Source organism: Paraburkholderia sp. RL17-347-BIC-D (assembly GCF_046027915.1).
Taxonomy (GTDB): domain Bacteria; phylum Pseudomonadota; class Gammaproteobacteria; order Burkholderiales; family Burkholderiaceae; genus Paraburkholderia.
On record NZ_JARESS010000065.1, the window covers coordinates 28,485 to 41,424 of the forward strand.

Consider the following 12,940-nt stretch of genomic DNA (forward strand, 5'->3'; position numbering starts at 1 on the left):
ATGACAGGCATGACTCGTAACACCTTGCGCGCCTGCACGGCAGCTGCCGCGGCGCTGTTGTTCAGCGTGTCCTCCGCGTTCGCGTATGTCGCACCGGGCGCCACGCCCGACGAAGCGAACCTCAGCAATCACAACACCTATACGAATCGCGACGGCAACACGGTGCACGCGCCAGCCCGCTCGTTATCCGGCAAGGCGCCGGAAGGCGCGACCGCGCGCTGCCGCGATGCCACGTACAGCTTCAGCCGGCATCGCAGCGGCACGTGTTCGCGGCATGGCGGTGTCGCGGATTGGCTCTGATCATCCGAGCGGGCCCGGACCGGACGGACACCCACTGCCGTCCGGCGCCCCTGCCGAAGTACAATGCCACCTGAAGAACCCGCCCGCGCGCGGGGCGTCGCGAAGTTCGACGCCATGCTTCACGCCGCGCCGGCCGGCGCCGGGCGCTCCGCCCGGCCATAACACCGATTACCCATCCACCCACGATCGCCCGCCCCCTACGCGGCCGGCGTCGTCAACGTCTATTGCAAGCAAATGGCCCAATACGTCTTCACCATGAACCGGGTCGGCAAGATCGTGCCGCCCAAGCGTCAAATCCTGAAAGACATCTCGCTGTCGTTTTTCCCCGGCGCGAAGATCGGCCTGCTCGGCCTGAACGGCTCGGGCAAGTCGACGCTGATCCGCATCATGGCCGGTGTGGACAAGGACATCGAAGGCGAAGCCACGCCGATGCCGAACCTGAACATCGGCTATCTGCCGCAGGAACCGCAACTCGATCCGAACAAGACGGTGCGTGAAGCGGTCGAGGAAGGTCTCGGCGACGTGTTCAACGCGCAAAAGAAGCTCGACGAAATCTACGCGGCCTACGCCGAACCGGACGCCGACTTCGACGCGCTCGCCGCCGAACAGGCGAAGTACGAAGCGATCCTCGCCACCTCCGACGGCGGCAACGCCGAGCAGCAGATCGAAATCGCCGCCGACGCGCTACGCCTGCCGGCCTGGGACGCGAAGATCGAACATCTGTCGGGCGGCGAAAAGCGTCGCGTCGCGCTGTGCAAGCTACTGCTCGAAAAGCCGGACATGCTGCTGCTCGACGAGCCGACCAACCACCTGGATGCGGAATCGGTCGACTGGCTCGAACAGTTCCTCACGCGCTTTCCGGGCACCGTGGTCGCTGTGACCCACGATCGCTACTTCCTCGATAACGCCGCCGAGTGGATTCTCGAACTCGACCGCGGCCACGGCATTCCGTGGAAGGGCAACTACAGCAGCTGGCTCGACCAGAAGGAAGAGCGCCTGAAGCAGGAAGAATCGTCGGAGTCGGCGCGTCAGAAGGCGATCAAGAAAGAACTGGAGTGGGTGCGCCAGAACCCGAAGGGCCGTCAGGCGAAGTCGAAGGCGCGTATCGCCCGCTTCGAGGAACTGAACAGCCAGGACTACCAGAAGCGCAACGAAACCTCGGAAATCTTCATTCCGGTCGGCGATCGTCTGGGCAATGAAGTGATCGAGTTCAAGAATGTCAGCAAGTCGTATGGCGACCGTCTGCTGCTCGACAGCGTCAGCTTCAAGGTTCCGGCGGGCGCGATCGTCGGCATCATCGGGCCGAACGGCGCGGGTAAGTCGACGCTGTTCCGCATGCTGACCGGCCGCGAACAGCCGGATTCGGGCGAGATCGTGCAAGGCCCGACCGTCAAGCTCGCGTACGTGGATCAAAGCCGCGACGCGCTGGACGGTTCGAAGACCGTGTTCGAGGAAATCTCCGGCGGCGCCGACGTGCTGACGGTCGGCAAGTACGAAACGCCGTCGCGTGCGTACATCGGCCGCTTCAACTTCAAGGGCGGCGACCAGCAGAAGGTGGTCGGCAATCTGTCGGGCGGTGAGCGCGGCCGGCTGCACCTGGCCAAGACGCTGATCGCGGGCGGCAACGTGCTGCTGCTCGACGAACCGTCGAACGATCTGGACGTCGAAACGCTGCGCGCGCTCGAAGACGCGTTGCTCGAGTTCGCCGGCTCGGTGATGGTCATCTCGCACGATCGCTGGTTCCTCGACCGGATCGCCACGCACATCCTCGCGTTCGAAGGCGATTCGCAAATCACGTTCTTCGACGGCAACTACCAGGAATACGAAGCGGACAAGCGCGCTCGTCTGGGTGAAGAAGCGGCGCGTCCGAAGCGTCTGCGTTACAAGCCGATCACACGATAAGCTGAGACCGGCTGGCCTGCGCGTTGGCTGGGCTGACGCGCAGGCCGCCTCGACGGCCGTTTTTCCGGGCGCTCGAGCGTGGCGTGCGCCGCAAACACCTGGCGTCGACGGTATGAGCGGTAGGGCACACGCATTGCGTGCCATGGCGTGATACACGTCATCGCGGCGAGACGTACGCATTCCTCGTTCCGCCCGGACGAACACCTCTAGGCGCGCCCACCCGATGAGCGCACAAGGCCGATCACTGCCACGCCGCGCGCCACGCGGTGATGAGGAGGCAAGCATGGCGATGTCGAAGGGCAAGCGCTGGGCCGTCGCCGTGGGCGGCGTGCTGCTGGTGCTGATCGTCGTCGTGGTTGGCGCCTTGCAGTTCGCGCAACGCGAGGTCAAGGAGCGCGTGATCGCGGCGCTCGGTCCCTTGGGCAGCGCCGAAACCATCGACGTCGGCCTCACCTCGGTTCATCTCACCAACGTTCTTCTCAAAGCGCCGCCCGGTTGGCCGGCCGGCGATCCGCTCCGGGCGGACGACATCACCGTCACGCCCGATATTCGCGATCTGATCGCGCGGCGCATGCATATCCGTAGCGTCGTGGTGCGCGGCTTCGATATCGCCGTGTTGCGCACCAAAGACGGCACGATTCGCTTGATGCCGAATCTGCGGGAATCGGTGAACCGGTACGACATCGAAGCCAGCGGCGCGGCGGCGTCCACTCCCCGCGAAAAGCAGGTCGATCACATCAGCTTCGAGCAGGGCAACTTCCACTTCTACGACATGACGGTTGGGCCGCCGCCGTTCAAAGTGACGGTCAGCAATGCCAACGCGACCGTCGACAATCTGCACCTGCCCGCCCTCACTGAGCCGACCAACGTCAATGTCACGGGCTCGATCAAAGGCCCGGCGCATACGGGCACCGTGTCGTTTGCCGGCTGGATCAAGATCGCCAGCAAGGATTCGCAGACCACCAGCAAACTGCGCGGTGTCGACATCGTGATGCTCGACCCGTACCTGATCAAAAAGGCCGGCACCAAGGCGCAAGTGACCGGCGGCACGATCGACCTGACGGTCGACTCGACGGTACGCAACTATCAGTTGCACGCACCCGGCTCGCTGACGGTCCACAATCTGCAGCTCGCCGACACCGGCAACCCGCTCGACACCTTCATGTCGATTCCGACCAAGGCTGCGGTCGCCGCGCTCAAGTCGCACAACGGCGACATCACGTTGCATTTCGTTCTGGATGGGAATTTGCGCGACCCGAAATTCTCGGTGCAGGAAGGCCTGATGAAGCGCATCGGCACCGGCTTTGCGAAGGCGCTCGGAGTGAGCGTCGAGGACGTGGCAAAGGGCGCGGGGGAAACTGTGAAAGGCTTAGGGAACGCGTTGAAAAATCTGCTTGGGCAGTAGGCCGGGGCAAAACTGCGTCGATGCGGGCAGAGTTAAAGCAGCGCCGTTGGAGCGCGGCCGCGCCGCTTTGCTGCCAGAAACGCACGAGCTTCGAACTGCTGGCCCAAGCTCGCGCAGTCTCCCTTCAATTTGCGAGGCGCGCTGAAACTGGAACGCAACTGCCTCGCTATTTCTTCGGAACCGTCCCAGCCTTAAACCGACAGCCCCAACTCGCGCAGTTTCGCTTCGGTTCGCGCGGCGCTGGTGTGATGCACGCCGTGCCAGCCGAGCGCGGTTGCGGCCTCCGCGTTCTTCAGGTTGTCGTCGATGAAGACGAGTTCGCCGGGCTCGATGCCCGGCATTTGCGCCTCGATCCGTTCGCGCATGGCCGCGAAAATGGCCGGATCTGGCTTCACCATCTTCACTCGCCCCGAGACGACGATGTCGCGAAACCGCCGCAGCACCGGGTAATGCTCCCACGCATACGGAAAGGTCTCCGCCGACCAGTTGGTCAGCCCGAAGAGCGGCACCTCGGCCGCTTCGAGCTTTTCCATGATCGCCACGCCCTCTTCCAGCACACCGGCCACCATGTCGTGCCAGCGTTCGTAGAACGCGCGGATCAGCGCTTCGTGATCGGGAAACTTTGCGACGAGTTCCTCGGTGGCCTCGACGATCGGCTGGCCGCCGTCCTGACGGATCACCCAGTCCATCGAGCAGACGTGAGTCAGAAACCAGCGGCGCTCGGTCTCGTCAGGGATCAGTTCCCGATACAGATACTCCGGGCTCCAGTCGATCAGCACGCCGCCGAAATCGAACACCACTGCCTTGATGGCCATGCACTCTCCGTAAGCTGATTTCTGATCGCAATCAAATGGGTTGCGTGCGCAACTCCAACCACGCTTTGGCGTCGCCGGACACGTGCGGCGACAGACGCGTACGCACGGTCTCGTGATACGCGTTCAGCCACGCGCGTTCGTCCTCGCGCAGCAGCGGCAGATCGAGGCAGCGCGTGTCGATCGGGCACAGCGTCAACGTCTCGAACTTGAGGAAATCGCCGAACTCGGTTTGACCGGCCGGCACATTCAGCACGAGATTCTCGATCCGCACGCCCCATTTGCCCGGACGGTAAATGCCCGGTTCGACCGAGGTGATCATGCCCTCTTCCATTGCGGTCCACGGTTCGGCTGGCGCGTAGTGCGAAATCACCTGCGGGCCTTCGTGCACGTTCAGGAAATAGCCCACGCCGTGGCCGGTGCCGTGACCGTAATCGGCGCCGGCTTCCCAAATCGGCGCGCGGGCGATCGCGTCGAGCATCGGCGAACGGATGCCGCGCGGGAACTGCGCGCGCGACAACGCCATGGTGCCCTTCAGCACGATCGTGAAATCGCGCCGCTGCGCTTCGCTGACGGTGCCGATCGGTACCACGCGCGTGATGTCGGTCGTGCCGCTCAGATACTGCGCGCCGGAATCGATCAGCAACAGGCCGTTGCCTTCGATCACCGAATGCGATTCCTGGGTGGCGCGGTAGTGCGGCATCGCGCCGTTCGCGTTGAAGCCGGCGATCGTCGCAAAGCTCAGCGACACGAAACCCGGACGGCGCGCGCGAGCCGCCGTCAAACGTTCGTCGATGGTGAGTTCGGTGATCGTCTCGCGGCCCAGCGCGCCTTCGAACCACGCGAAAAATTCCGCCAGCGCCGCGCCGTCCTGTTCCATCGTCTCGCGCACATGCTCGGCTTCCGCCTCGGTCTTGCGCGATTTGAAGAAGGTGGACGGATTGACGGCCTCGACCACCGTAACCGTTGACGGCACCGATTGCAGCGAGCCGAACGTGATGCGGCGCGGGTCGATCAGCAGCGTGCTGCCGGCGGGCAGCGCGGCCAGCGCGTCCGCGGCCTTCGCATACGGCTCGACGCTGATGTTGTCTTTCGCCAGCGCATCGGCCAGCGCCTGCGGCACCTTGCCGTCGGCGACGAACAGCGACGCGTGGTCGACGCCGATCAGCGCGTGGGCCACGAACACCGGGTTGTAGCTGACGTCGGCGCCGCGCAGATTCAGCAGCCACGCGAGGTCGTCGAGCGTGGAGATGAAGTGCCATTGCGCGCCTTTGTCCGCCATGGCGCGGCGAATTTGCGCGAGCTTGTCCGACCGGGCGACGCTCGCATGCGGCGCGGCGTGCTCGAACACGGCGGCCGCCGGCAGCGACGGACGCTGCGGCCAGATCGCGTCGAACAGATCGACGTCGGTGCGCAGTTGCACGCCGCGCGCGCTCAGCGCTTGGCTCAAGGCCCGCGCCGCCGCCACGCCGAGCACGGCGCCGTCCACGCCGACCGTGGCGCCTGCCGGCACGTTCTGAGCGAGCCATTCGAAATGCGGCACGGTCTGCTGGCCGCCGGTCATCTTCATCAACTGAACGCCGGTGCCGGCTAGTTGCGCGTTGGCCTGTTCCCAATAACGGCTGTCTGTCCAGACGCCGGCGAAGTCCGCGGTCACGACCAGCGTGCCGGCCGAGCCGGTGAAGCCGGACAGCCACTGCCGGCCTTGCCAGCGCCCAGGCAGATACTCGGACAGATGCGGGTCGGCGGACGGCACCAGGTAGGCGGCGACGCCTTCGCGCGCCATTGCGTTGCGCAAGGTGGCAAGACGTTCGGGAATGGAGGAAGTTTCGGGGAGTCGGGCATTCATCGGAGTCACCTGCAAATATTCATCGACGGGAGAGCAAGCCGACCGTCACGGCGACGGCGATCAACGCGACGGCGGTGCAAACCGGCCATTCGAGCGTATCACCGTCATGGAAGAGACCAATCACATTGCCGGCCATGTGCGCGACGGCCGCGCCCAGCACGCCGGCCAGCAGCGCCACCCACCACCGGGCGCGGCTCGCGCGTCGCAGCGGATGCAACCACCAGCCCGCAAGGCCGATCGCCGCCCCCAACACTACAAGGCCGGGCCACCCCATTAACGGCTGGCCTCGCGCAGTTTCGGATTCGTCTCATGGGCGCAAGGGGCCAACACAGCTAGCATTTTTGTCTCATTAACTATAGAAGTTCAGCACGGCGCTTTCCGCATAGCGGTTGAGTTTAGGGGTCGGGGTGATGTTAGGCAAGCTGTGAGCCTTACGGAAAAGCCTGGTCCCCGGTCATTGCCACGCTGAAAGTGCGTCATGCGAATCGCCCTTATCGAGCCGGACTTGCGGCATGCTGAACTTGTCGGCCGGCTGGTCTTCGCCGGCGGTCATCTGTGTCAGCACTTCATCGCGAGCGTGCCGTTTCTGACGCGCGCCAGCGAAGAATTCTTCGACCTTCTCATCACCGAAAGCTGGGCCGGCGACCACTCCGCCGAAGACGTCATCGCGCGCGCCCGCGCCATCCTGCCGGGCTTGCCGGTGATCGTGCTGATGTCGGCGCCACGCGAAAGCCAGATTGTCGCCGCGCTGCACGCCGGCGCCGACGACTGCCTGACCAAACCGGTCCGCGGTCCGGAGATGCTGGCCCGCGTGGACGCGCTGTTGCGCCGCGCCGGCTTGCGGCGGCTGCCCAACCGGCGGCGCGACGTCATCGGCGAATATGCGTTCGATGCGGCGCAATTTGCCGTCACATTCCGTAAGCAAACGGTCACGCTCACGCCAAAGGAATTCCACCTCGCGCTGCTGCTGTTCAGCAATCTCTCGCGGCCGGTGTCGCGAGCGCATATTCTTGAAAACGTCTGGACGCGCCGCCGCGACGTAAGGTCGCGCACGGTCGACACGCACGCGTCGCGCGTGCGCAGCAAATTGCAGCTTCATCCTGAACATGGCTATTGCCTGACGCCGCTGTACGGCTACGGCTATCAACTCGACGCGATCCCGCCGGAAGCCGTTGTAAACGCGGAATAAGCCACGCACAATGTGAAAATCGTGGAAACGCTATAATATTGGGCTAAACCATAGCTCCCCCAAATGCAGCTTCTAACGATCGGAATCAATCACCACACTGCGCCTGTCGCCCTGCGCGAACGCGTGGCGTTTCCGCTCGAACAGATCAAGCCTGCATTGGACACCTTCAAGAGCGTCTGGCTGGGGCCGTCGGCCCGCACGGCGCCGGAAGCGGCAATTCTGTCCACGTGCAATCGCACCGAACTTTACTGCGCGACCGACGACCAGGCCGCGCGCGAAGCCGCGATCCAGTGGCTGTCCAAGTACCACAACCTGCCCATCGACCAACTCGCGCCGCACGTCTACGCGCTGCCGCAATCGGAAGCCGTGCGTCACGCGTTCCGCGTCGCGTCCGGGCTGGATTCGATGGTGCTGGGTGAGACGCAAATCGTCGGACAAATGAAGGATGCCGTGCGTACCGCGTCGGAAGCCGGCGCGCTCGGCACCTATTTGAACCAGCTGTTTCAGCGAACCTTCGCCGTGGCGAAGGAAGTGCGCAGCACGACTGAAATCGGCGCGCAGTCGGTTTCCATGGCAGCCGCCGCCGTGCGCCTCGCCCAACGGATTTTCGACAAGGTCTCGAACCAGCGCGTGCTGTTCATCGGCGCGGGCGAAATGATCGAGTTGTGCGCCACGCATTTCGCCGCGCAGCAGCCGAAGGAACTCGTAGTCGCCAACCGCACGGCCGAGCGCGGCACGCGTCTCGCCGAGCGCTTCAACGGCCGGGCCATTCCGCTGTCGGAGCTGCCGTCGCGCATGCATGAGTTCGACATTATCGTGTCGTGCACGGCGTCCACCTTGCCGATCATCGGCCTGGGCGCGGTCGAGCGGGCGGTCAAAGCGCGCCGCCACCGGCCGATTTTCATGGTCGATCTGGCCGTTCCGCGCGATATCGAACCCGAAGTCGGCAAGCTCGAAGACGTGTTCCTGTACACCGTCGACGACCTCGGCGCGATCGTCCGCGAAGGCAATGCGTCGCGGCAAGCCGCGGTTGCGCAGGCCGAAGCGATCATCGAAACGCGCGTGCAGAATTTCATGCAATGGCTGGACGCGCGCAGCATCGTGCCGGTCATCCGCCATATGCACACGCAAGCCGACGTGCTGCGCCGTGCCGAAGTCGAACGCGCGCAGAAAATGCTCGCACGCGGCGACGATCCGGCTGCCGTGCTCGAAGCGCTGTCGCAATCGCTCACCAATAAATTGATCCACGGTCCCACGCACGCGCTCAATCGTGCGAGCAGCGAGAACCGTGACACGCTCATCGAACTCATGAGCGGTTTCTACAAACACTCCGGTTCCACGGAGCGTTAGCGGCGCAGCCACCGCCGCGCTGTCCGGGCTACCCGCAAGTGGCCCGCGACATGCTTCTGACCAGGGCATCCGCCCACTCCCCTAGTCGTCGTCCTTGCCGGAGCCCGCTCCGATACCCGTCCGATGAAAACGAGCATGCAACGCAAGCTCGACCAGCTCACTACCCGGCTGGCCGAACTGAATGATCTGTTGAGCCGCGAGGACATCACCTCGAATCTCGACCAATACCGCAAGCTCACGCGGGAACACGCCGAGCTCGGGCCGGTGGTCGACCACTACGCGCTGTGGCGCCAGGCCATGAACGACGCGGCCACCGCGCAGGAATTGCTGGCCGATGTGTCGATGCGCGACTTCGCCGAAGATGAAATTCGCGCGGCGCGCGAGCGCATGGAAAAACTCGGCGCCGAGTTGCAGAAAATGCTGCTGCCGAAAGACCCGAACGACGACCGCAACATCTTTCTCGAAATCCGTGCCGGAACGGGCGGCGACGAGTCCGCGCTGTTCGCGGGCGACCTGCTGCGCATGTACCTGCGCTTTGCCGAGCGCAACCGCTGGCAAGTCGAGATGATGTCGGCGAGCGAATCGGATCTGGGCGGCTACAAGGAAGTGATCGTGCGGATCGCGGGCGAAGCCGCCTATTCGAAGCTCAAGTTCGAGTCCGGCGGCCATCGCGTGCAGCGCGTGCCGGCGACTGAAACCCAAGGCCGCATTCATACGTCGGCGTGCACGGTCGCGGTCATGCCGGAAGCGGACGAAATCGGTGAAGTCGAGATCAATCCGGCCGATTTGCGGATCGACACGTTCCGCGCGTCCGGCGCGGGCGGGCAGCACATCAACAAGACCGATTCCGCGGTGCGCGTCACGCACTTGCCGACGGGTATCGTCGTCGAATGTCAGGACGACCGTTCGCAGCACAAGAACAAGGACCGCGCGCTGAAGGTGCTGGCCGCGCGCATCAAGGACAAGCAATCGCACGAGCAGCAGGCGAAGGAAGCCGCCACGCGCAAGAGCCTGATCGGCTCGGGCGACCGCTCGGAGCGGATTCGCACGTACAACTTCCCGCAAGGGCGTCTGACGGATCACCGCATCAACCTGACGCTCTACCGCCTCGACGCAATCATGGACGGCGATCTCGACGAACTGATCGCGGCGCTCGTCAGCGAGCATCAGGCCGAGTTGCTGGCCTCGCTGGGCGACGCGGACTAAAGCGCGCATGAGTTCGACCACGCCCAACACGCCCGCCGCTTTGTTGCGCGCCTCGCCGCTGCCGCTGCTCGAAGCGCGCATCCTGCTCACGCATGTGCTCGACTGGCGGCCCACGCAGCTGATTACGCGCAGCGACGAAGCGCTCAGCGACGAGTTTGTCGAGCGTTACCAGGCGCTGGAAGCACGGCGCGTAGCGGGCGAGCCGGTAGCGCAACTGGTCGGCGCCCGGGAATTTTTCGGGCTGGATTTCGAAGTCACACCACACGTGCTGATTCCGCGCCCCGAAACCGAACTGCTGGTCGAAACTGCGCTGACGGCGCTGGAAAACCTCTCGCGGCCTCGCGTGCTCGATCTCGGCACGGGCACCGGCGCCATTGCCGTCGCGATCGCATCGATGCGACCCGACGCGCAAGTCTGGGCACTCGACCGTTCCGCCGAAGCGCTGGCGATCGCCACACGCAACGCCGCCCGGCTGCTCGACGCGAAACGGCCCGGCGGCGCCTTGGCATTGACGCAAAGCGACTGGTACGACTCGCTCGACGCCACCTTGCGCTTTGACCTGATCGTCAGTAATCCACCGTATATCGCGAGCGGCGATCCGCATCTGGACGAAGGCGATCTGCGCTTCGAACCGCGCGGCGCGCTCACCGACGAAGCCGACGGGCTCAGCGCGATCCGCGCCATCATCGCCGGTGCGCCCACACGGCTCGCCGCCGATAGCGTATTGTGGATCGAGCACGGCTACGATCAGGCCGAAGCCGTGCGCGCGCTGCTGACGGCGCAAGGTTTCGCGCAAGTCCGCTCGGAGCGGGACCTGGCCGGCATCGAGCGGATCAGCGGCGGGCGGTTGGACGGCTGACGCGCATCGCCTAATATCCACAAACGCTGCACGGACAAAGCGGCGCTCGGCCGGCCGTATCGAAATCCGCTATCATTTCAGCCTATTCCCTACACATAACGGAACCGCAAGGTCAGTCATGGATACGCAACAACGCATCAAGCAAATCGTCGACGAGAACAACGTCGTCCTCTTCATGAAGGGCACTGCTCAGTTCCCGATGTGCGGCTTCTCGGGCCGCGCCATCCAGATCCTGAAGGCGTGCGGCGTCGGCGAGCTCAAGACCGTCAACGTCCTGGAAGACGACGAAGTCCGCCAGGGCATCAAGCAGTTCTCGAACTGGCCGACTATTCCGCAGCTCTACGTGAAGGGCGAATTCGTCGGCGGCTCGGACATCATGATGGAAATGTACGAATCGGGCGAACTGCAGCAACTGTTCGCCGCGGCCTGAGCGGCCACGGTCCACACGCTTCTATCCCCAAGGCGCCGCGAGCCATGGAAACACGCGCTGCGGCGCCACGCCGGCTGATCGTCGCGATTACCGGCGCGACGGGTGCCATCTACGGCATCCGGATACTCGAAACGCTGCGCAGGCTGGGCGGCGTCGAGAGCCATCTGCTGATTTCGAGCGCGGGCTGGCTCAATATTCAGCACGAACTCCGGTTGAGCAAAGAAGACGTGCATCCGCTCGCGGATGTCGTTCATTCGGTGCGCGACGTCGGCGCGAGCATCGCGTCCGGCTCGTTCGCCACCGACGGCATGGTCGTCGCCCCTTGCTCGATGAAGACGCTCGCCAGCGTCGCGCACGGTTTCTCGGACAACCTGATCACGCGCGCCGCCGACGTCACCCTCAAGGAGCGCCGCCGCCTCGTGCTGCTCGTGCGCGAGACGCCGTTCAATCTTGCGCATCTGCGCAATATGACGGCCGTCACTGAAATGGGCGGCGTGATCTTCCCGCCCTTGCCTGCTTTCTACAACCAACCCGCTTCCATCGACGAAATGGTCGATCACACCGTGGCGCGCGTGCTGGATCTATTCGCGCTCGGACCGGCTTTGTCGCCGGCGTGGGCCGGACTGCGCGGCGTACAGGAATAGCGCCTTAGCCGCAGCGTGCGATGACCGTGCATAAGCACGGATTCACAACATCTGCGACACAATCAATTCTGTTTTCACCCGTTTATCAAATCGCGGTGCAGCCCTATATTGGTAGCAACCCAATCTCTGCGCCGCGCTCTCGCGGCTGCGCTGCCGCCATGAACCGCTTACCGTCGCTTTTCCTGTCCCACGGCGCGCCCACGCTGCCGATCGACCCGTCGCTGCCGTCCGCCGAATTCGGCGCGCTGAGCGCCCAGTTACCGCGTCCGCAAGCCGTGCTGATGCTGTCGGCCCATTGGGGCACGGCGCAGCCGGTGGCGAGCACGTCCACGGCGCCGGAGACAATCCACGATTTCTACGGCTTTCCGCGTCAGCTGTACGAAATTCAGTATCCGGCTCCTGGCGCGCCCGATGTGGCGCGCCGCGCGGCGGTGCTGCTTGGCGAAAACGGCATCCTCACGGGCGCGCAGCCGCACGGACTCGACCACGGCGCATGGGTGCCGATGCTGCTCATGTTTCCGGATGCAGACGTACCCGTCGCCCAGTTGTCGATCCAGCCGCACATGGACGCGGCGCATCACTTCCGCGTCGGCCGGGCGCTGCGGTCGTTGAAAGACGACGGCGTGATGGTGATCGGCTCCGGCCAGATCACGCACAACCTGCGCGCCGCCGACTTTTCCGCGCGCCCTGAAGACGCCGATCCGCGCGTCGCCGAATTCACCGACTGGTTCGAGGAAAAGCTCGCCGCGCACGATATCGACGCACTGCTCGACTACCGCCGCCAGGCGCCGCACGCCGTGCTGATGCATCCCACCGACGAGCATCTGCTGCCGGTCTTCGCCGCGTTGGGCGCGGCGGACGACGATTACTCGCTGGCCATCCAGTCGCTTGGGACCTACCAGCGCTCGCTGGCCATGACGAACTACGTGTTCGGCACCGCCTGACGCAGAGTCAATAAGCGCGGCAGAAAAGAAAAACCCCCGCCTGAGCAACT

13 protein-coding genes are annotated in these 12,940 nt (G+C 64.4%); 10 read left to right on the forward strand and 3 right to left on the reverse strand.

The genetic code is table 11. From position 1 onward, the window contains the following. The 3 genes from P0D96_RS42175 to P0D96_RS42185 all read left to right on the forward strand — a co-directional run bounded on the left by P0D96_RS42175 (window position 1) and on the right by P0D96_RS42185 (window position 3,607). Window positions 1-300, forward strand: coding sequence for a DUF3761 domain-containing protein (locus P0D96_RS42175; protein WP_408286980.1), 300 nt, complete (start codon window positions 1-3; stop codon window positions 298-300). A gap of 234 nt (window positions 301-534) precedes the next feature. Next, window positions 535-2,202: an energy-dependent translational throttle protein EttA gene (ettA, locus tag P0D96_RS42180; protein WP_408179095.1), complete on the forward strand. Its 1,668-nt coding sequence runs from the start codon at window positions 535-537 to the stop codon at window positions 2,200-2,202. A gap of 283 nt (window positions 2,203-2,485) precedes the next feature. Beyond that, complete coding sequence (locus P0D96_RS42185) at window positions 2,486-3,607, forward strand: DUF748 domain-containing protein (RefSeq protein WP_408286978.1); 1,122 nt, start codon at window positions 2,486-2,488, stop codon at window positions 3,605-3,607. 191 nt (window positions 3,608-3,798) lie between these two features. Here P0D96_RS42185 and P0D96_RS42190 read toward each other — a convergent pair whose 3' ends face one another. The 3 genes from P0D96_RS42190 to P0D96_RS42200 are packed head-to-tail and all read right to left on the reverse strand — an operon-like array spanning window position 3,799 to window position 6,542. Further along, the gene (locus P0D96_RS42190) at window positions 3,799-4,422 is read right to left on the reverse strand and encodes an HAD family hydrolase (protein WP_408286976.1); all 624 of its coding nucleotides are present in this window, start codon (window positions 4,420-4,422) and stop codon (window positions 3,799-3,801) included. Window positions 4,423-4,453: 31 nt separating this feature from the next. Continuing rightward, window positions 4,454-6,268, reverse strand: coding sequence for an aminopeptidase P family protein (locus tag P0D96_RS42195; RefSeq protein WP_408319773.1), 1,815 nt, complete (start codon window positions 6,266-6,268; stop codon window positions 4,454-4,456). Between the two features lie 19 nt (window positions 6,269-6,287). Beyond that, on the reverse strand, window positions 6,288-6,542 hold the full coding sequence (locus tag P0D96_RS42200; protein WP_408179091.1) for a hypothetical protein: 255 nt from the start codon (window positions 6,540-6,542) through the stop codon (window positions 6,288-6,290). Window positions 6,543-6,746: 204 nt separating this feature from the next. On the opposite strand from P0D96_RS42200, the gene P0D96_RS42205 reads away from it, so the two are divergent. The 7 genes from P0D96_RS42205 (at window position 6,747) to P0D96_RS42235 (ending at window position 12,890) form a co-directional block, all read left to right on the forward strand. Continuing rightward, on the forward strand, window positions 6,747-7,457 hold the full coding sequence (locus P0D96_RS42205; RefSeq protein WP_132376775.1) for a response regulator transcription factor: 711 nt from the start codon (window positions 6,747-6,749) through the stop codon (window positions 7,455-7,457). A gap of 63 nt (window positions 7,458-7,520) precedes the next feature. Continuing rightward, window positions 7,521-8,807 carry a glutamyl-tRNA reductase gene (hemA, locus tag P0D96_RS42210; RefSeq protein WP_132376774.1) on the forward strand — a complete coding sequence of 429 codons (1,287 nt, stop codon included), beginning with the start codon at window positions 7,521-7,523 and terminating at the stop codon, window positions 8,805-8,807. A 123-nt stretch (window positions 8,808-8,930) separates the two neighbouring features. Beyond that, complete coding sequence (prfA, locus tag P0D96_RS42215) at window positions 8,931-10,013, forward strand: peptide chain release factor 1 (protein WP_408179090.1); 1,083 nt, start codon at window positions 8,931-8,933, stop codon at window positions 10,011-10,013. A 7-nt stretch (window positions 10,014-10,020) separates the two neighbouring features. Then, window positions 10,021-10,872, forward strand: coding sequence for a peptide chain release factor N(5)-glutamine methyltransferase (gene prmC / locus P0D96_RS42220; protein WP_408179089.1), 852 nt, complete (start codon window positions 10,021-10,023; stop codon window positions 10,870-10,872). A gap of 118 nt (window positions 10,873-10,990) precedes the next feature. Beyond that, window positions 10,991-11,302: a Grx4 family monothiol glutaredoxin gene (gene grxD / locus P0D96_RS42225; protein ID WP_408286971.1), complete on the forward strand. Its 312-nt coding sequence runs from the start codon at window positions 10,991-10,993 to the stop codon at window positions 11,300-11,302. A 44-nt stretch (window positions 11,303-11,346) separates the two neighbouring features. Beyond that, window positions 11,347-11,946, forward strand: coding sequence for a UbiX family flavin prenyltransferase (locus tag P0D96_RS42230; protein ID WP_408179088.1), 600 nt, complete (start codon window positions 11,347-11,349; stop codon window positions 11,944-11,946). A gap of 158 nt (window positions 11,947-12,104) precedes the next feature. Next, on the forward strand, window positions 12,105-12,890 hold the full coding sequence (locus tag P0D96_RS42235) for a DODA-type extradiol aromatic ring-opening family dioxygenase (protein WP_132376770.1): 786 nt from the start codon (window positions 12,105-12,107) through the stop codon (window positions 12,888-12,890). Window positions 12,891-12,940 lie beyond the last annotated feature (50 nt).